This window comes from Butyricicoccus sp. AM32-19, from assembly GCF_003480365.1.
In the GTDB taxonomy this organism is placed as follows: domain Bacteria; phylum Bacillota; class Clostridia; order Oscillospirales; family Butyricicoccaceae; genus Agathobaculum; species Agathobaculum butyriciproducens.
On the sequence record NZ_QUIX01000003.1, the window covers coordinates 144,699 to 166,115 of the forward strand.

The 21,417-nt window shown below is 51.8% G+C and carries 15 protein-coding genes, 1 tRNA gene and 4 pseudogenes; 10 read left to right on the top strand and 10 right to left on the bottom strand.

The genetic code is table 11. The annotated features are described in order from the left end of the window. The first annotated feature begins 281 nt into the window (after positions 1-281). The 5 genes and pseudogenes from DW806_RS04425 to DW806_RS04445 all read left to right on the top strand — a co-directional run bounded on the left by DW806_RS04425 (position 282) and on the right by DW806_RS04445 (position 4,482). A complete protein-coding gene (locus tag DW806_RS04425; RefSeq protein ID WP_118729234.1) occupies positions 282-482 on the top strand; it encodes a hypothetical protein in 201 nt (66 codons plus the stop codon). Between the two features lie 522 nt (positions 483-1,004). Further along, positions 1,005-2,047: pseudogene (locus DW806_RS04430) on the top strand (O-acetyl-ADP-ribose deacetylase). Between the two features lie 77 nt (positions 2,048-2,124). Next, positions 2,125-2,769, top strand: coding sequence for a vWA domain-containing protein (locus tag DW806_RS04435; RefSeq protein WP_118729235.1), 645 nt, complete (start codon positions 2,125-2,127; stop codon positions 2,767-2,769). A 5-nt stretch (positions 2,770-2,774) separates the two neighbouring features. Continuing rightward, entirely contained in the window at positions 2,775-3,590 is an 816-nt protein-coding gene (locus DW806_RS04440) for an ADP-ribosylglycohydrolase family protein (RefSeq protein WP_118729236.1), read from the top strand. A 34-nt stretch (positions 3,591-3,624) separates the two neighbouring features. After that, the gene (locus DW806_RS04445) at positions 3,625-4,482 is read left to right on the top strand and encodes a GIY-YIG nuclease family protein (protein ID WP_118729237.1); all 858 of its coding nucleotides are present in this window, start codon (positions 3,625-3,627) and stop codon (positions 4,480-4,482) included. Here DW806_RS04445 and DW806_RS16025 read toward each other — a convergent pair. After that, entirely contained in the window at positions 4,399-4,677 is a 279-nt protein-coding gene (locus tag DW806_RS16025) for a helix-turn-helix domain-containing protein (RefSeq protein WP_118729238.1), read from the bottom strand. The genes DW806_RS04445 and DW806_RS16025 overlap by 84 nt on opposite strands. A gap of 188 nt (positions 4,678-4,865) precedes the next feature. Between DW806_RS16025 and DW806_RS04455 the strand changes: the two are divergent. Beyond that, positions 4,866-5,202: pseudogene (locus DW806_RS04455) on the top strand (transposase); the annotation flags it as partial. Positions 5,203-5,356: 154 nt separating this feature from the next. On the opposite strand, the pseudogene DW806_RS04460 reads toward DW806_RS04455, so the two are convergent. The 3 genes and pseudogenes from DW806_RS04460 to DW806_RS04470 all read right to left on the bottom strand — a co-directional run. Further along, positions 5,357-6,068: pseudogene (locus DW806_RS04460) on the bottom strand (IS256 family transposase); the annotation flags it as partial. A gap of 52 nt (positions 6,069-6,120) precedes the next feature. Further along, a complete protein-coding gene (locus tag DW806_RS04465; protein ID WP_118729239.1) occupies positions 6,121-6,687 on the bottom strand; it encodes a Uma2 family endonuclease in 567 nt (188 codons plus the stop codon). Positions 6,688-6,908: 221 nt separating this feature from the next. After that, entirely contained in the window at positions 6,909-9,410 is a 2,502-nt protein-coding gene (locus DW806_RS04470; protein ID WP_118729240.1) for a tyrosine-type recombinase/integrase, read from the bottom strand. 341 nt (positions 9,411-9,751) lie between these two features. On the opposite strand from DW806_RS04470, the pseudogene DW806_RS04475 reads away from it, so the two are divergent. Beyond that, positions 9,752-10,054, top strand: a pseudogene (locus DW806_RS04475) (transposase); the annotation flags it as partial. A gap of 1,010 nt (positions 10,055-11,064) precedes the next feature. Here the strand turns inward: DW806_RS04475 and DW806_RS04480 are convergent. The 5 genes from DW806_RS04480 to DW806_RS04500 form a co-directional block, all read right to left on the bottom strand. Further along, positions 11,065-11,140, bottom strand: a tRNA-Met gene (locus DW806_RS04480). A 99-nt stretch (positions 11,141-11,239) separates the two neighbouring features. After that, entirely contained in the window at positions 11,240-12,766 is a 1,527-nt protein-coding gene (locus DW806_RS04485; RefSeq protein ID WP_117492483.1) for a sensor histidine kinase, read from the bottom strand. Continuing rightward, a complete protein-coding gene (locus tag DW806_RS04490; protein WP_117750708.1) occupies positions 12,763-13,443 on the bottom strand; it encodes a response regulator transcription factor in 681 nt (226 codons plus the stop codon). Before DW806_RS04490 ends, DW806_RS04485 begins: the two co-directional genes overlap by 4 nt. Positions 13,444-13,920: 477 nt before the next feature. Next, complete coding sequence (locus DW806_RS04495; RefSeq protein ID WP_118729241.1) at positions 13,921-17,613, bottom strand: M56 family metallopeptidase; 3,693 nt, start codon at positions 17,611-17,613, stop codon at positions 13,921-13,923. Positions 17,614-17,625: 12 nt separating this feature from the next. After that, positions 17,626-17,997, bottom strand: coding sequence for a BlaI/MecI/CopY family transcriptional regulator (locus DW806_RS04500; RefSeq protein WP_118360575.1), 372 nt, complete (start codon positions 17,995-17,997; stop codon positions 17,626-17,628). A 1,034-nt stretch (positions 17,998-19,031) separates the two neighbouring features. Here DW806_RS04500 and DW806_RS04510 point away from each other — a divergent pair. The 3 genes from DW806_RS04510 to DW806_RS04520 are packed head-to-tail and all read left to right on the top strand — an operon-like array spanning position 19,032 to position 20,242. Next, positions 19,032-19,469 carry a hypothetical protein gene (locus DW806_RS04510; protein ID WP_118729243.1) on the top strand — a complete coding sequence of 146 codons (438 nt, stop codon included), beginning with the start codon at positions 19,032-19,034 and terminating at the stop codon, positions 19,467-19,469. A gap of 6 nt (positions 19,470-19,475) precedes the next feature. Next, positions 19,476-19,949 carry a ribonuclease domain-containing protein gene (locus tag DW806_RS04515; protein WP_118729244.1) on the top strand — a complete coding sequence of 158 codons (474 nt, stop codon included), beginning with the start codon at positions 19,476-19,478 and terminating at the stop codon, positions 19,947-19,949. A gap of 26 nt (positions 19,950-19,975) precedes the next feature. Beyond that, positions 19,976-20,242 carry a barstar family protein gene (locus tag DW806_RS04520; protein ID WP_158574361.1) on the top strand — a complete coding sequence of 89 codons (267 nt, stop codon included), beginning with the start codon at positions 19,976-19,978 and terminating at the stop codon, positions 20,240-20,242. A gap of 323 nt (positions 20,243-20,565) precedes the next feature. Here DW806_RS04520 and DW806_RS04525 read toward each other — a convergent pair whose 3' ends face one another. Further along, positions 20,566-21,417 carry a MetQ/NlpA family ABC transporter substrate-binding protein gene (locus DW806_RS04525; RefSeq protein WP_118284817.1) on the bottom strand — a complete coding sequence of 284 codons (852 nt, stop codon included), beginning with the start codon at positions 21,415-21,417 and terminating at the stop codon, positions 20,566-20,568.

A 21,417-nucleotide genomic window follows, 5' to 3' on the forward strand; every position in this document is an offset into this window, starting at 1 on the left:
TCGTGGCGTTTACCCTTGCGTAAACGTCGAAAAAAGGGTATACTGGTACTATAGTGGGGAGATTTCCGTTGTGTAGGTGGGTCGTCACCTGCGCAGGTGCAAGGGAGTTGGCGCTCTCTTGTACTGCCGTATTTGATTTGAAATTCTCTTACTATTGATATAATAGCATATAAGTAGCACTTGCATAACATGCATTATGCACAAATATAAGTGCAACTTGTATTTCAATTTCACTATATTCGTGTAATCTATTCTCTGATATAATATCGAGGGGGGAGCAAATGGCGGCTACCGAGGCGCAAATGCGTGCTACTGCAAAATGGCAGAAAGAAAAGACAGATGAGGTGCGTTTCCGCGTGCCCAAGGGCGAACGCGCCGTTATTCAGGCGCACGCTAACCACCAAGGCGAATCCACCACCGCATTTATCAAACGTGCAATCAAAGAAACTATGGAGCGCGATAATGCGGAGAAACGTGAGTGATTATCCGCTGCACTCCCAGTGCAATTACATATCGTTCAAAAGACTCGTTGCGTATAGACGGTCGCAAAATAAGGCGAAAGGCTTTCCCGAAAGGGATTGTCTTTCGCCTCATTAGCGTTCAAAGGGAATTACGGTAAAAAAAGGCAATCGCTTTTCGTTTTCGTGAAATCCAGAATATTCCTCATATGCTGCAAATCTCCCGGAGAGTCTGGAACGCTCGCGTCTGAACGCGGGAAAATCCTTTTTCACATAATTCGAGTAATCCAGATCAAAATCCCGGCGGCGTATGGCAATACCGCATAACTGGGTAAGAGCGATGTACGAGTAAATTCTGTACGGTGTTGTCTTAAACATTTCACATTTTACCAAACAAGCTGGTGAAGTTTTGTCCCGCAAGCGAGCCGAACCGCTGTAAAAGGAAATCTATGTCAGCCGATCAAGAAAGGTGCACTCATTCAACATACCTATTGTTAAACCGGTTTTGATGCAATAGATTCAAACGAAAATCAAGAGGTGAAGATTATGCCGCTCCAGGTTGTGAGAAACGACATTACGAAAATGAAGGTTGACGCCATCGTCAACGCTGCCAACGAGTCGCTGCTCGGTGGCGGCGGTGTGGACGGCTGTATTCATCGTGCTGCAGGACCAGAGCTGCTGGCGGAATGTAAAACGCTCCGTGGTGCAAAACCGGGAGCGCGAAAATCACAAAGGGCTATCAGCTGCCATGCAAATATGTCATTCATGCTGTCGGTCCTCGTTGGTACGATGGACAGCATGGTGAACGTGAACTGTTGATCTCCTGCTATCAGACTTCGCTCATGCTGGCGAAGGAATACGGCTGCGAATCGGTTGCATTCCCCTTGATCTCCTCCGGCATTTTCGGCTATCCGAAGGATCAGGCTCTCAAGGTTGCAATTGACACCATCAGCAGTTTCCTTCTTGAAAACGAAATGACAGTATACATTGTCATTTTTGACCGTAAAGCCTATCAGATCAGCGGCAAGTTGTTTGCTGATATTGCAGCGTACATAGATGACCGCTATGTGGACGAACATACCGATAGTCGTTCCGAGCGTCTGCGCAGAATGAACACCTTCCGGATGGAAGAGCCGATGCCTTGCGAGGCATCCATTCGTGAAATTGCAATCGAACAGCTCACACCTCCCTTCTCTGCGGCAGTTGCCCCTAAAAAGGCGGCAACCCTTGATGATGCACTGGGACAGATCGACGAGAGCTTTTCCGAGATGCTTCTGCGGAAGATTGATGAGCGCGGCATGACGGACGCACAGTGCTATAAGAAGGCAAATATTGATCGGAAACTCTTCTCGAAGATCCGTTCGGACAAATCCTACAAACCTTCCAAGCCCACAGTCATTGCATTTGCCATTGCCCTTGAGCTGCCGCTTGCGGAAATGAAGGATATGCTCATGAAGGCGGGGTTCGCGCTCTCCCATTCCAACAAGTTTGACATTATCGTGGAGTATTTCGTGGAGCATGGAAACTACAACGTCTTTGAAATCAACGAAGCTCTGTTCGCCTTTGATCAGAGCTTGCTCGGCGCATAAAAATGTCGCTTGAAAAGCGACCACTGCTCTCCTGTGATTTGCTACCATAGAGATAACAAATCACAGGAGGTTTTTTTATGAAGCATACAACAGAATTGGTTTTTATCCTGAACCGCAGCGGCTCCATGTCGGGGCTGGAGACAGACACGATCGGTGGATTCAACTCCATGATTGCCAAGCAGAAAAAGGAAGCGGGCGAGGCGCTGGTCTCCACCGTACTCTTTGACAACGAGAGCGTGGTCATCCACGACCGCCTGCCGCTGGAGGATGTGCCGCCCATGACCGAGAAGGAGTATTTCACCCTCGGCTTCACGGCGCTGCTAGATGCCGTGGGCGGGGCCATCCACCACATCGGCAACATCCACAAGTACGCCCGCCGCGAAGATGTACCGGAAAAGACGATGTTCATTATCACCACCGATGGTTACGAAAATGCCAGCCGCCGTTATGACTATGAAACGGTGCGGCGCATGATCGAGCGACAGAAGGAAAAGTACGGCTGGGAGTTTCTCTTTCTGGGTGCCAATATCGACGCAGCGAAGGAAGCGGCACGCTTTGGCATCGGCGCTGACTGTGCGGTGAACTACAAGTGCGATGAGGCCGGTACAGCACTGAACTATGAGGTCATCAGCGAAATAGTTTGCAGCGTTCGCGCCGCAAGACCTCTCGGCGCCGACTGGAAGCGCCGCATCGACGAAGATGTGCAGAAACGCGGGAGATGATGAATATGTACGGTGCGATTTTGGGCGACATTGTGGGCAGTCCCTACGAATTTGACTGCAACAACTACAAGGCCAAGGACTTTCCGTTATTCAGCCAGCGGTCCGAATTTACCGACGATACGGTAATGACGCTGGCCGTGGCACAGGCCCTGCTGGATACTCACGGACAGGATGCTATCACCATCAAAACGGCGCTGGTGCGGGAAATGCAGCGGCTGGGACACGCTTATCCCGACAAGGGCTACGGTGTGCGGTTCAATCAGTGGCTGTATGAGGATAACCCGCAGCCGTACCTCAGCTATGGCAACGGCAGTGCCATGCGGGTTTCTCCCGCGGCATGGCTGGCAGAGAGTATGAAAGAGGCGCTGCATCTGGCACAACTCACCGCCGAGGTAACGCATGATCATCCGGAGGGAATCAAGGGCGCACAAGCCGTTACTGCAGCGATTTTTCTTGCCCGCACCGGCCACAGCAAGGTGGAGATCAAAGCGTATGTGGAATGCGAGTTCAGTTATGACCTCTCCCGCACCTGCGACGAAATCCGCCCAACCTATCATCATGTGGAGAGCTGTCAGGAGACTGTGCCGCAGGCTATTGCTGCATTTTTGGAAAGCACGGATTTTGAGGATGCCCTCCGCACGGCGGTGTCCCTCGGCGGTGACAGCGACACGCTGGCCGCTATCACCGGCAGCATCGCCGAGGCATTCTATGGTGTGCAGGAAGATCTGAAACAGGAGTGCCGCAAACGCCTGACACCGGAGCTGGAAGGGATACTGCAAGCGTGTGAAAATGTGCTTTTACTGCGGCAAAAACTATGGTAAACTGTAACCGAAAAGAGAAAAAGGATGGGCAGTCATGGCGATTTTGAACTTTTCCGATGTGCTGAAGAAAGTAGGACTTGACCCGAAAGAGGTCAAGCTGATACGCCACGCATTGTCTGATAAACGATTCAGAGAATGCTACAAGGCCGGTATGGTATACGAATACACACAGCATCAAAAAACAGGTTTCAGCAAAGGGTATTCCTACTGGATCACTTTTATCAGCGACGGCGGTACATACGCGAGACTGCATTCCTGCTGTCGTGTCAATGGCTTTGTAGCGGATATACCGGATGTATGTCCCGCCGGATTGCCCGACTGTGAGGCAAAAAAATACCGTGGTGAAAGAGCGTTTTTTGATTTGGAACCGGTGGATCTGCTGAAGGACTACGAAGGAAAGCTGGTCATCGACTGGGGCGGATCGACTCGAATGTGGCACCAAAAGGCCACGACCGAAAAGCCCATCGTAGCGATTGAGTCAAAGACTCAAAAGCCGTTTGTGGGGTTTGAACAGCTCATTCTGTCCTTTGATGATCTGAAAGAAGTGATTGAAAATGATACGGACTATGAACTGTGGCATGCGGCCATGTCTTCTGTCAACGCAGTTTATCTGATCGTGGATACCAGGACAGGGAACCGATATGTCGGATCGACATATGGTTACGACGGACTTCTTGGGCGTTGGTCCGTCTATGTATCCACTGGCGGCCACGGAAATAACAAGGGCATGATCAGCCATTTGAAGTCTGCGGACCACAGCTGTCACGATTTGCAGTTTTCTGTTCTGCAAATTTTGTCAAAATCGCTTTCAGAGCATCAGATCATAGATGCAGAAACGCTCTGGAAGAAAAAGCTGCTGACCTGCGAGCCGTTTGGCATGAACCACAACTAATCGTTTTGTGATATTTTTCGGATAATACATCAACTCCCTGATGGAGTGACAAATCCTATCAAGGCCGGTGTATTTCTTGAACATTGCATTAAAGTGATAGATACTGCTGAAGCCGAGCATATCCGCAATTTCCGCAATCGGTGTGACCGTATGCATAAGCATATCCTGCATCTCGCCGATACGGCGCTTTATCACATACTGCGCATTACTAACTATTGACTACTTCGCAAACTGTCCGACTCTTTCCACTTGATATGAAGTAATTATCTTGCGTACATACCAAAGCCTTCAGGCATGGGCTCGGTAATATCAGGCACGCCGACAAGTTTTTTCTCGATGATCTCGCGGGTGCGGGTACCGTCCGAGAAGGTCGCAATGGTACGGTAAGCCGGATCACGGATAAGATTCTGCCTGTGGCGAAAGAATGGCAGCAGCGGCCTCTGGAATCGATCTACGCCGTAGTTTTTTCTGGATGCGATCCACTATCGAAGGTCAGATTGTAAAAAAGCAGTGTACATTGCCATCGGCCTTGATCTGGATGGCCGCAAAGATGTTCTGGGGATGTGGGTCGGCGAGAATGAGAGCGCAAAGTTCTGGGCGACCGTACTGAATGGCCTGAGGAATCGGGGCGTAGAGGATACTTTTATCGCATGTACAGACAATTTGACCGGTTTCGATACAGCCATCCATGCAGTGTTCCCGGAAACGGAGATTCGAGTGTATGAAAAAACTCTGTAAATAAGATTCTTCTATGATAATTACGGGCGATAAGCTTGTGAATCAGGCTTGTCGCTCTTGCTTTATATATAACGGCTACCTACGGGCTTGTCAAGAGCAGGCGATTCCCCGCCTGTCTTCTTGATCCGCTTTTGGATTATTCAGGTAAGCGTCCTTCATACATAATGCTCAATTCTCCATAAACCTGAGCCCAGTTATGAATCGTAGCAGTCCATTTTTTCGCCGCCTCAAAAGTATCCAGATACAGCGCCTTTAACAGAGCGGTATCACTTGGAAATACGCTTCTCTGGCGATTCAGCTTCCGGTAAGTGGAATTCAGCGATTCGATTGTATTTGTCGTATAAATGACCGTTCGGACAGTGGTTGAAAACTTAAAAATTAGAGAATAGCATCTCGGTTGCCCTTCCAGCGTTTCATGTAATTCGGGTATTTCGGAGTCCATTTTTCAGTTACGCGGTCTAAGGTAGCCAGAGCCTTCTGCTCATCAACGGCCTGATAGATGGTTTTTAAATCTGCAAAAAAGGCTTTTCTGTCCTTATCCGGAACGTATTTCAGGGTGTTTCTTATCTGACGGACAATATACCGCTGATATTCTGTCTTGGGAAACGCAGCTGAAATCGCTTCTCTCATACCGGTAAGGCTACCGGCACAGACAATCAGGATATCTTTCACTCCGCGATTCTTCAGTTCGTTCAAGACTGCCAGCCAGTATTTTGCGCTTTCATTGTCAACAAGCGTAATCGTCAGAACTTCTTTTTCCCCTCCGCATTAATGCCGAGAATAACGTAGGCTGCAAGTTTACGAATGACTCCATTATCCCGTACAGAATAGTGGATTGCACCCATGTAGGTATCGTAAATTGCTATCCCCTCTGAAATAGGGTGACGTTTCGTTACTTCATCACTCAAATACGTGCATCAAATCCAGCTCACAACCGATCAGCGTAAACACCTTTGCGGCGGTGTCTTCTTTAGTATAAACGGCAACGGTACGATACAAGCCGTTCTCCAGCACAAACACGGTTGCATTCTGTTCCTGCGGCGATACGATCCAGTATTCCGGTACGCCCGCCTGCTGATAACGGTTCAGCTTCACCAGTCGATCCGCTTTGGCAGTTGAGGGAGAAAGGATTTCCATTACTACAGTCGGCGCACCGAAGCAGTATTGTTCACGCAATTTGTTAGGATCACAGATTACCGCCAGATCAGGCACATAGACGGTACTCACATCATCTGCGCTCTGGTTGGCATGGTTCGGAAGAAGCACCTCAATCTCTGCAAATACGCGGCAAGGCTTGCCGTCCAGAAAGTTGCGGAGCTGCTGCAAAAGTGCGCCCTCTATGTTCTGGTGCTGGATACTCGGACGCGCCTGCATGACTGCCACGCCGTCGAATAACTCATACTTCTGCTCGGTATCCCATGTCAGATAGTCGGCATAGGTGCTGTGTGTGGTTTGCGGTAATGGCATGGTTTAACCCTCCTCGTATTGTCAGACACTCGTTTTTCGCAATAATTTGATTTTATTATAACACACTGAAAATAGCATAACCAGTTAAAACTACTTCGGCTATTAACTGGGGCCTCTGCCTGCGACGGCGGCACACTCCACGTCCTGCGTCAAGGCCGGTAAAATGACGTTGCGCATGAGGCGCGGCAGCGTGACCGGAACCTACGCAAGGAGCCGCGACTTTAATTGTGCGGTGTTGCCTTAGCAATCCCCACCTCAACCGCACCCACAACATCATGATTTGTAACCCACCAGTGTCCCGTCGTATCTCTATTTTGCGGAGTTACTTCACTCAAGTCATGACAGTGCGCCTTACCCTGCTTAGTTACCAGCAGTACACCTGTTTCCACATATAACGCATCTATGACATCGCCGCCATGCCCCCACTGTATCAGCTGTACACCTGCACCCAGTCCCAGCTTTGGCTCAATCATACGCTTTTCCGCTGTGTCCGGCGACAGTACAAGTCCTCTGCCTTTCTCTGTCACAATAATCAGCTTATGCTCCGGCTGGTAGACCATAAGCTGACAAAGTGAATCTCCTGTCTTCAACTTCATGCCGGAAACCAATCCGATACCTAGATTTTTATACTCATGCATCGCCTGAACAGACACGCGCAATGCCTTTCCTTGACGGCTGACAAACAGCAATTCGTCTTCCGCTGTGCTGCAACACGCTGTGACAATTTTCTCCCCACCTGTACGTACAATCTGCATACCGTCTGGTATAACACGCACTTGATCCAACGACAGCCGCACCTGCCTGCCGCTTTGCGCTGCACAGACCAGCGAAGTATCCTTAAGATTACATTCGGTCAGCACACCATCTTTAAGCAATGCTTCATGACATTTCTGCCATCTACCATTTTTGCAGAAGTCATCCACTGTTATTGAAGCCGGCAGATACCATGCCTGACCACTCGAACTGACCAGAACTTTATCAGCTGATTGTCGGAAAACCACTATCCGCTTCACTTGAAGTTTCTTATCCAATCCCATCGAACAAACGCCTGATTTACAAATCCAGCGGTTTTCCGGCACTTTAACCAGTCTGCCGCTGGATAACACAGCCAGCAATTCTTCTTCACAGATACCCTCTTTCTCCTCCAGCTTTGACTTCATCTTTGACGATTCAGCCTGTTGGCTGCATGGATACGGCTTTCCCTCTGCATCCACGACCTCCGGCAGCCACTCGCGCTCTAAATCCTCCACTTCCGGCATACTATCCACAAGTTCCGGATTCTCAAAAAGGCCGACCGATGTATAAATAGACCGGCTCTTCTCAGCCATATCCGCCGCAAGACGTGTTTCCTCACGCATTGCTGACGTACATCCCAGTTCCATCGGCCGTTTAAACGAACTATATGTATGCAGGATTGTTTGCTCTGTCAATAACTCTGCCTCGCCCTCGATTTCGACTCTCAACCTATCATTTGGCTCTATCGTTTCCGTATAAAGCTCATACTCTGCATTCTCCGTCACCGTCAGTTCAACCGGACCGTCATACACTTTCGACATACCCTTTTTCAGAGTATCCTGCTCCATCCCGGTCTTACCACAGATATACATATAAATCGGCCGCTGCATCATGACATGAAGCAGTCTGCGCTGTCCATCTGCATTGGCGAAGTCAAACACCTCGGTTCCATCATTCTCCTGTGCATGACCCATCAGTGCCGAAATTTCGTCACGAGAAGCATCCGTGGTATCATACTCGGTTGCTGCCTGATGACGCAGAATATACGCCGTGACAGATTGTTCATACTCTTTCCCATATGTTTCATCAACCGTTAACAGTGCATCCGCTTCCTCAAAAAAACCTTCTTCTACACCAGCATCGCAGCAGATATTTTTAAACATTTGATTCACTTCTCTCGTCGTGCAGCGTTTCCAGTACGCTTGACCTTGACATCCAAGCGGCCATCTATCTACCTCTGCATCCGATGTACCTCCATGCTCATGGTAATATGTGAGCGCTTTCTTTTTACGTTCCATAAGAAAATTTCGAAACTCTTTTACAAGTGGCAGCAAGCGATATGAATTTGATGTTTTTCCGCCCACTTGAACGTCACGCGAGCTCTGCTTTTCCACATATCTGCGTTCAATCGCATATAGATCCTCATCCATCTGACGAATATCGCCATATGACAAGCCAGCGGCCTCTGAGGTGCGAAGGCCCAGCAGCAGCATTGCAAGCAGTGCAACGCACTCACCAAAGCGATCTGCACGACTTAACATTTCTTCATAAATACGAATTACTACGCTGATGGGAAGCGATTTTGGGCGCTTCAGCAGCTTATGTGCAAGATTGAACAAATACTTTTGCCCCTCAGCGGTGCGCGCAAGACCATTTTTGCAAAGTTCCACATCAACATTTCCCCAGAAACGCATCTGGGACAGGTCATGCTGATATGCTTGCTCAACAATGCAGGAAAAAATTTTCTCAGCGTTTTGCTCAATGATCCTGTCACCCAGACCAAACTGTCGCCTTTCCATCCACAGCTTTTCTGCCAGTTCTTCATTGAGATCTGCATACGGTATCCCCCGAAAAATCGGTGCAACAGACCGCCAGAATTCTCTGTCATACGCTATGCATGTACTCTTGGCCCAGTGACGATCATTTTGCATATCCAGCAAAAATTGTTCGTAACCGCCTTCCAGCGTTAACTCGCCTTCTGCTGTCACTGGTTGATACTTATAATCGCTCCGATCACACTTGCACGGAACTTTAAACTCATCTAAATTTTGTCCCGTTACTTTTCTTGGGCTATGAAAAAATTTCCCATTTTTCTCCTTTTTATCTAAAAAACTTGGACAGTCCGCCCAAGTTTCTTTGGTTTGCCGCCGGAAGCTTTCAGTATAGACACCCTTTTATCTCGCAGCAAAGCTCTTGTTAATCAGATGCGCAAGGAGGTGGATAACTGGTGCTTACAGGAACCGCTCTCATGAACGAGCTTGTCAATGAACTGAATGAGCTTAAACTTTTAACAATGGCAGCCACCTTAGATGATCTGTATGGTACAGACCTCATTCTCCATTCCGACCAGGGCTGGCCGTATCAGCACAAGCAGTACTATCGCATGCTCCGAGAGAAGGGCATCCGGCAAAGCATGAGCCGCAAGGGAAACTGTCTGGATAATGCTGTGATTGAAAACTTCTTTGGATTACTTAAAAGCGAGCTGTTGTATCTACAGGAATTTCATTCCATGGAACACTTCAAGCAGGAGCTCATTGCGTATCTGGATTACTACAACAATCGCAGGATCAAGGCAAAGCTAAAGGGCTTGCCGCCTGCAATTCACAGACAGCAAGCCCTTTCGGCTGCTTGAACAATTTTTACTTCAAAATATTGTCTAACTTTTTGGGGGCACTTCACAATGCCGCATGTCTTCTCTTCATAACTGGTTTTTCTGTCGTCCGCCGACATACAGTTCCATCTGATCAAAGACCATTCTACTGCATCGCTATCGGGTTTTTCCGTTGCCCGCCAACATTCCGGCCCAAAGTCCGGCATCAATTTCAGATTTTAGGTGCCAGCCGCACCAGAGGGATGACGCCCTCTGTCCATTTTCATTATATGCATTTCCAGTGGAAAAGTCAACGAAACGTGTGAAGAAAGAGCTGTCTACTTGCGCAGTTAACTCTAATATTGCATCATAACTCTTTTCAAGTTAAGATACAATATTAGAGTTAAGATCCGTCGCAGACCTACATCTCCACTACCGCTTCTCAGCTAAGCTACTGATAGCGCTGCGCTTATGCACTTTATAAAACGAAATTTCAAAAGAGAATTCTCAAAACTGGTTGATTAAAAACCATATATCGAATATACTATAAATAGGAAAGCAGGCGACATCCTGCTGGTGCGGCTGACACCTTAAATCCGATAGAGAATCCGGATGTATAGACCGGAGGGTTGGCAGGCAACGATAAAACCTGATTGTGATTCCAGACGTATGGGCTGGAGTGTTGGCGGACAACGATAAAATCAGTCATAAGGGGGAGACGCACAGCATCGCGGTGTTGTAGTCTCCCTTTTAATTTATATGGAGTCAACATCAACCGAATATTTAAAAAGGTTGCGAAATTAGTTGATATTACGCTATGAAGGATTGTCTAACTTTTTTTGGGGGCACTTCAATATTCTATTCGCGCGGGAATAAATTCAAAAAAACTTCTATTGTCATTATACCTATCACACAAACGAAAACCAGCAAATCCCACTCTCATTTTATCCCCGTTGGGGTACAATTGGGGCTGGAGCGCCTATCTGCGCATCTTCAAATCCTCTGAAAATACAAAAAAACCGCTGATTTCTTACGAAATCAGCGGTTAAACATGGTTGCGGGGACAGGACTTGAACCTGCGGCCTCCGGGTTATGAGCCCGACGAGCTACCAACTGCTCTACCCCGCGATATAGATTTTATCGCAACTCTCTCTCAGAGTGCTTATATACTATACCATAGGATAGCACAGTTGTCAAGCATAATTTTCAATTTTCTATTCGACAAATTCAGTCTTTTATCTTGCTGTCCTCCGCGGGCAGCAGATCCGGCAGCTCAAACCAGAAGCAGATACCGCCTTCGACGTTCTCCGCGCCGCAGGCGCCGTGCAGGGTATCCGCGATGGCGCGGACAAGCGACAGACCGATGCCGGTGCCGCCGGCCTCTCGGGTGCGGGCGCGATCGGTGCGGTAGAATTTCTCCCAGATTTTCGGCAGTTCCTCCTCCGGCAGACCTTCACCTTCATTGAACACGGACAGGCGCACGCTGCTGCCGGTTCTTGCCGCCGAAATCTCAATGTGCTTGCCCTCGGGCGTGTAGCGGATGGCGTTGGACAGGTAATTCATCAGCACCTGATCGAGCAGATCACCGTCCGTGCGGACCGTAATATGCGTGTTCTCATATTCCACGGTCAAACCTCGGTTTTCACACAAAACAGCCGTTTTTCGCACCGCTTCCGCACAAAGTGCATGCAGATCAATATCCTCGTCGAACGTCTGCTCTGCCCCCAGCTCCAGCCGTGAAAGACTGAGCAGCTGCATGACCAGCTTGTTCATGTGATCGGCCTCATCGGCAATGGTGTCGCAATAGAACTTGCGGTCCTCGGGGTCATCGGCCACGCCAGCCGTCAGGCCCTCGGCATAGCCCTGAATGAGCGCGATCGGCGTTTTCAGCTCATGCGACACGTTGACGATAAACTCCTGCCGCATATTGTCGATACGCTCCTTCTCCTCGATCTCCTGCGCCAGCTGATCATTGGACTCCTTCAGCTCACCGATCGCCTGCTCCAAATACGCAGACAGGCGGTTGAGCGACTGTCCCAGCTGGTCAATCTCATCGCCGTCCTCCTTGCCGGTGTACTGCATAGAGAAATCCAGCTCACTCATTCGGTCGGCCAGTCCCGCCATTTGAATAAGCGGGCGCGTAAACTGACGCGAGATAACATAGCCGCACCCCAGACAAATCAGCAGCGCACAGCCGCCGGCAATCAGCAGAAACACCAGATTCAGCGAAGAATTCTGTTCGATATACGCATAGGGCATATATGCGATCAGATATTCACCGTGTTCCGCATTCAGCACGCCGATCAGACATAAATACTGGTCATTATCGCGCAGACTGATCGTCATAAAGCGGTATTCGTTTTTGCCCAAATCTACCCAGTCACGATTCTGGACCACGGATGCCAGCACCGCAAAGCTGCGGAACTTCTGCTCCATGTGCCCAAAATCAAACCCTACATCGCCCTCCTGCATGGCAGACGAGGTAATCACATCGCCGTTATCGGTCACCACCGCCAGACGAATGGCACTGCGGCTCTCATAGCTGTCCAGCAGCGCGGCAACATCCGAGGAATCACTCGCGTAGCTGGTACAGATGCTGCCGTAGGCATCACGCAGCTCGCTCCGGCGTGTCATCATATAGTAATCCTGATAGAAAAACACGTTAAGCAGCACAAGAATACCGATAAACACCAACGCGATAATGCTGATCGCAGCAAAAAACGTAAACCGGATTGACCGATGCTTCAGCTTCATACCTCAAAGCGGTAACCGTAGCCGCGCACGGTTTCGATCATGGTGCCGCACTCCCCGAGCTTGGCGCGCAGCTTTTTGACGTGTGTATCCACGGTACGCAGATCGCCGAAGTAGTCGTAACCCCAGACAGCATTGAGGATGCTCTCGCGCGACAGCGCAATCGCGCGGTTATTTTTGAAGTAGATGAGCAGCTCGTACTCCTTGGGGGTCAGGTCGATCGGCTTGTTCTCCACCATGACCTCACGGCGCAGCTCATTGACCGACAGCTTGCCAAGCTGTTCGAGCGGTGCACCGACGCGGCCTTCTCGTTTGAGCAGCGTGCGCACGCGGGCCGCCAGCACGATCGGCGAAAACGGCTTGGTGACGTAATCGTCCGCGCCGCCTTCCAGGCCGCGCACCTGATCTGCGTCCTCGGCACGGGCGGTGAGCAGCATAACCGGCAGGTGGGTTTCGCCGTGCTCCTGCTCGCGCAGCTCCCGCAGGACTTCAAAGCCGTCCATCCCCGGCATCATCACGTCCAGAATGGCCATATCCAGTCCCGGACGGCGGTTCTCCAGAATATTCAGCGCTTCCTTGCCATCGGCGGCCTCGACGATGGTATGACCGTCCCGCTTGAGAAAGTCGCTGACCAGACGACGGATACGCGCCTCATCGTCTGCGATTAAAATAGTAGACAATATAATTCCACCTTACATTCTTTATAATACCGCAAGTATACCGCCGGTGTTTGTTCGTTGTGTGAACAAAATCATGGGTTTTCAATTTTTGTGGCACTTGAGGTTGTCACTTGAGAAGCGAACGGGTCTTGCCTCCCCGGCAGGGGCGCCGTACCCACGGCGAGGGGCACAAGAGGGGTGGACACCTATGGTTTCCACCCCTCTTGTGAATCTCCCCGCTTCCTCTTAGCGTCTGCCTGTCATAGAACTGAGACTCGCCAGAGAAACGGCCATATTGTTTATCTTCCGTAGGGGCGACCAATATGTCCGCCCATTTCTCTACCTTTACGCAGTATCAGATACTCTGCTGCTACACATACGGTTTAGTCTACGCAGGCGCGACACAAGGTGAATTGCCCGAAGGGCAAGAGAAGGTCCCCTGGGGGATACCCGTGTCGCGCAACTCGTTTGCACGTTATTGTGCACGGCACCGTTGGATTAAGCCGTGAACAACTCGTAGCTATACGGAATCCACAGTGCGGGCAGGCTGCTGTCGGCTGTTGCCTTGTGCATGGTCAGCTTGACGTATTTGCCGTTCTCTTTACCGGTATTCGGGTCGGTAAACCGGTATGTCAGCGATGCAAATTCGTTATTATCGCCGTAAATCTTCACAGAATCACCGTCAAATATGCCGTACATATCACCTAAACCAAGGAAAAATGCGGCTCCCTGTTCCGGTATCTGATCTTTCTGCAATAATCTTTGCAGATTTGCCAATTCATCATCGGTATAGACCGGCAAATCAAGCGTACCGTACAGCAAATCAAACTGCTCTGCGGTCAAACCCTGTGTAGAATCGGCCAGATGCTCCACTGTTGTCGGTTCGGTATTGGTAATATCCTTGAAAGTCACCCTATCAGCGGCATAGACCTTATACTGTGCTTCGGTTGTCCAGTCGATACGGCTGACATAGACCTCACAGGAATTATTATCCGTATTCACGGCAACCTGATACGGCTGATCGTGCTGTGCGCCCATATGCAGGACCGCATAATGTGCACCGAGACTTGTCAGCAGCTGCGCACGGCGAACGGTACCGTCCTTATCCGTCAGGTCGTCGAGTACAAAATCATCCGCAGTGATATTCTGCGCGGCAGTGAACATTTCCTTGTACTTGGCGGCAATCTCCTGATTGGCCGGGTCATACTGCACATCGGATACATACGCCAGATAATAGGTCAAACCGTCCTTCTCGGCAAGCTGCTTGACCGGAGACGGATAGTTTTTCGTCCAGTTTTCGCCGTATTCGCTGTGCAAAACGGCGGTTGCGTCTACATTCAGCGTCATAATGCAGATGTCATGCGCCGAGCTGCTGTCTGCCTCATCCAGCATATTGAAATGCACACTGCCGTCCTCATACTGGCTGATGCCGACCGTATTATGGAACGAAAGTGGCAGCTCAAGCGTATAGTCCAGCACATCATTGCGGTATGCCACCGAGTTCAGGGTTTCGTCACCGTGTACGACGGTGGCCGCCTCCCCGTTCTGCATGGCGTACAGCGCCGCCGCCTTGTGCTGAATGTGACGGGCATCGGTGTATTCCAGCACCAGTGCGTGCAGATACGGCTCCACCGCCGTGGAGGTAAGCGACTTGCTCATGCTCTCCGGCACGGTGTACGTCCAGCCGTCAGCGGTTTTGGTGAGCACTGTCTGCTCATCTGTCAGCGCATCCTGCATGGTGCCGTCCGAATTGACCAGCCGATTGGTGAGCTGTACGCCGCCGGACGGCTCGTTCGCAAACGTAAATTTGATGGTATCACCGACTGCCAGCTCAGGCAGTTTGCCGGTTATCAGCGCACCTCTTGCGTTCGCACCGATGCCGAGCTCCTGTTCCCCGCTCTTGGCGGTGATGTCCTCCACCACGCCGACCGGCTGCCAGTAGCCCGCGGCGGTTTTCTCCAGCTGCACCTTAACCGGCGCACTGGAATCGCCAAATGTCAGCTGTACAACGGCAGTTTCTGTATTGCTGTCGCCTTCACCGAACGAACCGGTCGCCCGCCGGATGACCTCGGTGTCCTTCACCAGCATCAGATAGGAATCGCCGCGCAGCGCCATGCCGAAATACTGCATAGCCGCCTGTGCCGGATCGGCGTAGCCTCTTATCATCTGCGTATCCATGCTGTCGATGTACTGCGGCACGGTCGGCCACGACAGACCGGTCGCATAGTACGTCCGGAACAATTCGCTCTGCGTCATGCTGTCCGTACTGAGTTCGCGGATATTGCCGATCACCGAGCTGTTTTTGTTCTCGCGGATGGTCTGCACGGTGTAAGCCGAGCGCGCATCATTCACGCCGCTGCCCGACAGACGGAATACAACGCGGCAGCTATTTTCGTCATCGGTGGGTACAAGCACGAAATCCGTTGCAGACGGCGAGGACGGACCGTATTTCCACGTCCACTGCTCGCCGCCGGTCATAGCCATCTGCTGCGCGATAAGGTCTTTCTGACCGTCCGGCGTCAAAATCGGGAAGATATACTGTGCGCTCTTGTGCAGAACTGCGCGTGCGTACTGCTGCGCGAGATCCGCCGCCGTGCGGGAACGAACGCCGCTGCCGTCCGTCCAGTCCTGCGGCAGCCAGCCCTGACCGAACTGGTTGACCATCGTGACAACAACCTTGCTGTTATCCTTAAACGTGAATGTCACCTTGCGGATGTCGTTGTACGGTGCGGCATCTTGGTTGCTGCCTTCCACCTGACTGGCCGCCGGGAAAATACCGAGCAGCACTTCTGCTGCATTTACCGGGTCGCTGATATTGTAGCCGTTTGTGATTTTCCACTGGTTGCTGTCCGAGAGGAAATCAGGCAAGCCGAGATCATTCTCATACAACAGCTTAAATTCATCCAGAGAAGTAACACGGCCGTTTTCCGGCACAATCTCGCTGTTCGATACGGCCCACTCTCCATCCTGTTTTGCAAAGGTCAGCTTTTGTACCACACGTCCGGGAATAGTTTCGCCCGGATTATCGCTGAACTCTCTATCCGTGATCAAATAGGTGTCTTTCCCGTCCAGTTTGACCGTATAACCGAGATTTTCCGCCTCATTCGCCTGTTTTTGTGCCAGCTGTATACGCAGCTCTTTCGTTAGACCCTTATCGTTATCACCGACCGCGATCGTGCAGCTAAGCGAACCGACCAGAAGCGCGATCATCACAACGAGCGCGACACCGCGTTTTTTGACCGACTTGTCAAACAGTCCCTCAAACCGGCGCATGAGCGTCTTTTTGTCATCACCGAAGCAGGATACCAAAGCCTTTCTCTTTTGCGCCTGCGCGATAGCCGACCGCAGGATGGTCTCGCCATAGGCTCTGCGGTACGCGCCGTCGTGTCCGCGAACAACCGCGTCGTCGCACGCCGCCTCAATGTCCTCCTGCGCGAATCGCGCGATCAGATGCACCAGCGGATTGAACCAGTGCAGGCATCGTGCCGCCAGAAGCAGCAGCTTGAGCCACAGATCGCCATGCTTGTAATGCGTCAGCTCGTGGCGGAAAATGAACGCCGCATCCGTCCGGGAAATGCGCTCATCCGGCAAATACAGCGTCGGATGGATAAATCCGGCCAGCATCGGGCAGTCCGCCGCCGCAGATACCCGCAGTGGGATTTCCCGGTCAATAACCAGATCGGCGCACTGCTCCTGCAAAATCGTGTGCAGATCCGCGCGTTCGACCGAACGGGACTTACCTTTCAGGCTGCGTATCAGCCGGTAATAGCCAATCCCCTGCCAGAGTATACAGGAAATAACACCGGCCAGCCACAGTGTCAGCAGAATGTCGGTAATATCCACGGTCTTGACCGTGCCGGTGTCTGCCGCGCTGAGCATTTGCGCCTGCGTGCCCGTCACCCATCGGGCTGGGTTCTGCGCAACCGGCAGTCCGGCCTGCCGGAACGCCGTCTGGTTGCTCTGCACCACATAGTTGGTGCGCGGCATGACCTGCACCGGCGCCTGCGGCAGTGTCAGCTGCACCGGAACGAGCAGCCGCAGCGCGAGAATCGCCCACACCACACATACCATACGGGCCGGATAGCGTTTTTTCATCAGCCGCCGCAGAATGAGCGGCACGAGCGCCGCCAACGATACGGTCAGGCCGATCTGCATCAGATTGTTGAGCAGTTTTTCCGAGAATTGCAGCATAAGATCCCCTCCTTAGTGCGCCTGCCTGTCGAGGAACGCGCGCAGCTCGTCGATGTCCTGCTCGGTCAGTGCGCCCGCATCCGACAGACTCGCGACCAGATTTTTCACCGAGCCGCCGCACAGCCGGCGCAGAAAACCGACGCTCTCGCGCTGACGGTAGTCCTCCTCGCTGACGAGCGGCGTGTACAGGTTTTGCCGTCCCTCCTTCGTGCAGGAAAGAAATCCCTTGTCGCACAGGCGGGACAGGAACGTGAGCACGCTGGTCATTTTCCAATCCTTATCCGCGTGCTGCTGCACCTCGGCCGCCGTGACCTGTGTGCCCAGAGACCAGATTGTCTGCATGACCTCCAGCTCCGCATCGGGCAATCGCTTGTCGTTTCGCATAGTCTAACCCTCCTTCTATTCTACAAATGTAAAACACCTTTTATTGCTTATATTCTACAATAGTAGAAGATGGTTGTCAATCCTTATTGCACAAATTCCCACAAAGTGCGCTGACATATACAAATTGTTTACATTTTGTAATTTTTATTGCGTTGACAGTGCTGTTTTTTTAGGATATGCTTTAATTAGATGCGTTTGATTTATCAATTCGGCACGGATTTTTCTGCACCGGCTGACCGGGGTATGCTAACTGCGTAAGCGTGTTCGCCCCTAACGGGCGGGAGGTTTTTCGCTGAGGTTCAGCGAGGGATTCGCCGCCGCTGCGGCGGGAACGTCGCGGCACCCGCCGCGGGGGCAAAAAGGAAGGACAACCTGCGGTTTTCCTTCCTCTTTGAACTCCTACCTTTCCCTTGCTTCCTAATCTGGCGCAGATTACCGACATGTGACTGCTCCGAAAAGGGGAACGGCAGAGGATTTTTTCTACCGTGTTTTTCGTAACCTGTTCGCAGGGTCAGATACCGTTCTGCTACACAGGTCGGAGGGTCAACGCAGGCGCAACATACTCGTGTTGCGCAACTCGTTAGTCTGGAGATTATGGACGGCACCTACGAATCTATCTATTTAGTAGCATTTATCCTCGCAGGTGCCGTCTGGTATAACACGTTAAAGAGTTGTGCGGTACTGCTATGCCGCACCCAGCGGAGGTGAAACCACATATATAGCAGAACGGTATCCGGCACTGCGTATAGGTTTCGACATGGGAGCACACTGTGCTCCCCTACGGTAGAAAAAATCATCTGCCGTCCTCCTGATCGAAGCGGTCGCCGATCTCTGGTCTGCGCCAGACTAAGAAATAAAGGGAAACGGGAGTTAAGAGGCTAGAAACCGTAGGTGTCTACCCTCTTGCCCCGCCGCGGGGCGCGGCGAACTCCCGCGCTCCACAGCGCGCACCTCCCCGCCTGATTTCAGGCAAAAAACCTACCGTTCACAATCAAAAATCTGTTTTATATAAAACCCAAAGGAGTTAATTTTCCATGCGAAAAACCGTTTCGCTCGTGTTGGCTATCTGCGGCACGCTGCTGCTTCTGCTGCTGTTCGCCACCGGACGTTTGATCTATACCCACGTTTACAGCCAGGACTTTTCCGACATCGCGGAAACCGGACCGCAATCCACCATCACCCTCACCGAGAATGACGTGGAGGTACCGCAAACCGACGACAACCAGAAAACCGCTATCATACAGCTTCTCAGTGAGCAGACCTACACCGCCTATCCGCACTTTATCAAGCCCAGCCAGAACAAGCTGACTGCCAACCGCCTGACCGTGACTTTCCAGAACGGCAACTCGATCGGCGTAAATACAGACGGCTATGTGTTCGTCAATGGCAAGCTGCGCGCCATCAAGAGCGGTGACGGACGCAATCTGTACCACGAGCTGTTCGTGCTGTTCTATCCTACGGCGAAGGAGTAACAGAATATGAAAAAATTAACCGCTTTATGGCTGTCTCTGCTGCTGGCGTTCGGCACACTGACCGGCTGTGCCGGTCAAATCGGCATTATTGGCGGGGCGGACGGACCGACCGCCATCATCACCTCGGACAGCGCTTCCGCTGTTTCCGTCACCGAAGATGGGCAGTACGACAGCAAGAACGAGGTTGCCGCCTATCTGACCGAATACGGGCACTTACCCTCCAACTACATCACGAAAAAGCAGGCGCAGGCACTCGGCTGGCAGAGCGGCTCGCTCGAGCCGTATGCACCCGGCTGCTCGATCGGCGGCGACCGGTTCGGCAACTACGAAGGCACCCTGCCGGACGGCAGCTATCACGAATGCGACCTCAACACCCGCGGAGCCGACAAGCGCGGCGCGGAACGGCTGGTCTACGCGGACGACGGCCGAATCTACTACACCGCCGACCACTATGAAACATTTGAAGAAATCACAGAATAACAATTCAAATTTCGGGGGAAATGAGAATGAAAGAACTGCTTTTGGATGCGGAAACGCTGTACACGCGCGAGCAACTGCACGATGTGCTGACCAAGGTGTGCGGCTTCCCTGCTGACTACGGCCGCAATCTGGACGCACTGTACGACCTGCTGACCGCCTATCCGGCGGCGCGGCTTACGCTGCGGCACCCGGAGATGCTGGTCGTACATCTCGGCAATTACGGCGAGCTGGTGCTCCGCGTGCTGGCGGACGCGGCCGCCGAAAATCCGGCGTTTACGCTCAATGTACAGTAAACAGGCAAAACAAAAACCGAGGCATCCGCCTCGGTTTTCTTTTTATTCCGGCTTGCTTGCAAGCCGCACCCGCATGGCAGGATTTCGTCCAGAAATCCGAGCCATTGGCTCCGCCGCAGCGGACAACGCGTAAGCGCGCATATAATAGAAAAAGGCGGTCTATGCCGCCTCTTTTCATAAAATCCCGCGACATGTGCGTGAGATTTTATACAAGTAAGGGATTCTGTGTGCCCGCAAAGCGGGCGCGCAGAATCCCGCCCCAGACATGTCCGAGCTATTGCTCGGCATGTCCTCCTCGATCACGAGCGTGGTCGTGATCGAAGTTAGAATACGGTTACGACTGCACCCTTATAGGTCTCGTCAACGTACTTCTTAACGTCGTCGCTCTGCAGCGCCTTCTTCAGTGCCTGAATCTTGTCGCTGTTCTCCTCACCGGAACGGCAAGCAACTACGTTTACATAGACCTTAGCGTAGTCCGGGTTCTCGGTGATGAGGGAGTCCTCAGCGGCGTTCAGGTCTGCCTGCAGTGCATAGTTGCCGTTGATAACAGCAAGGTCAACGTCTGCCAGAGAACGCGGCAGCTGCTCAGCAGCGATCTCCTGGATGTCCAGGTTCTTCGGGTTCTCGGTGATATCCAGCTTGGTAGCGTCAGAGGTCGGGTCAATGCCGTCCTTCAGCTTGATCAGACCGGCATCCTGCAGCAGAAGCAGTGCGCGAGTCTCGTTGGAGCCGTCGTTCGGAATGGCAATGGAAGCGCCGTCCTTCAGCTCCTCGATGGAAGCGGTCTTGCCGGCGTAAATGCCGAACGGCTCGTAGTGCATATCGAATGCAGAAACCAGATCCGTGCCGTTCTCCTTGTTGAAGTTGTTCAGGTACGGGGTGTGCTGGAAGTAGTTTGCATCCAGATCACCGTCAACCAGTGCGGTGTTCGGCTGCACATAGTCGGTGAACTCAACAACATTCAGGGTGTAGCCCTCAGCCTTGAGTGCATCCTTTGCCGCATTCAGGATTTCAGCGTGCGGAGTCGGGGTAGCGCCAACGGTGATCGTCTTGTCGTCGCCTGCTGCAGCGCTGCTGCTGTCAGCTGCAGCGCTGTCGGTCTTGCTGCCGCCGCAAGCGGTCAGTGCGGTCAGGCACAGGGCGCCTGCCAGGATTGCTGCGATTGTCTTCTTCAT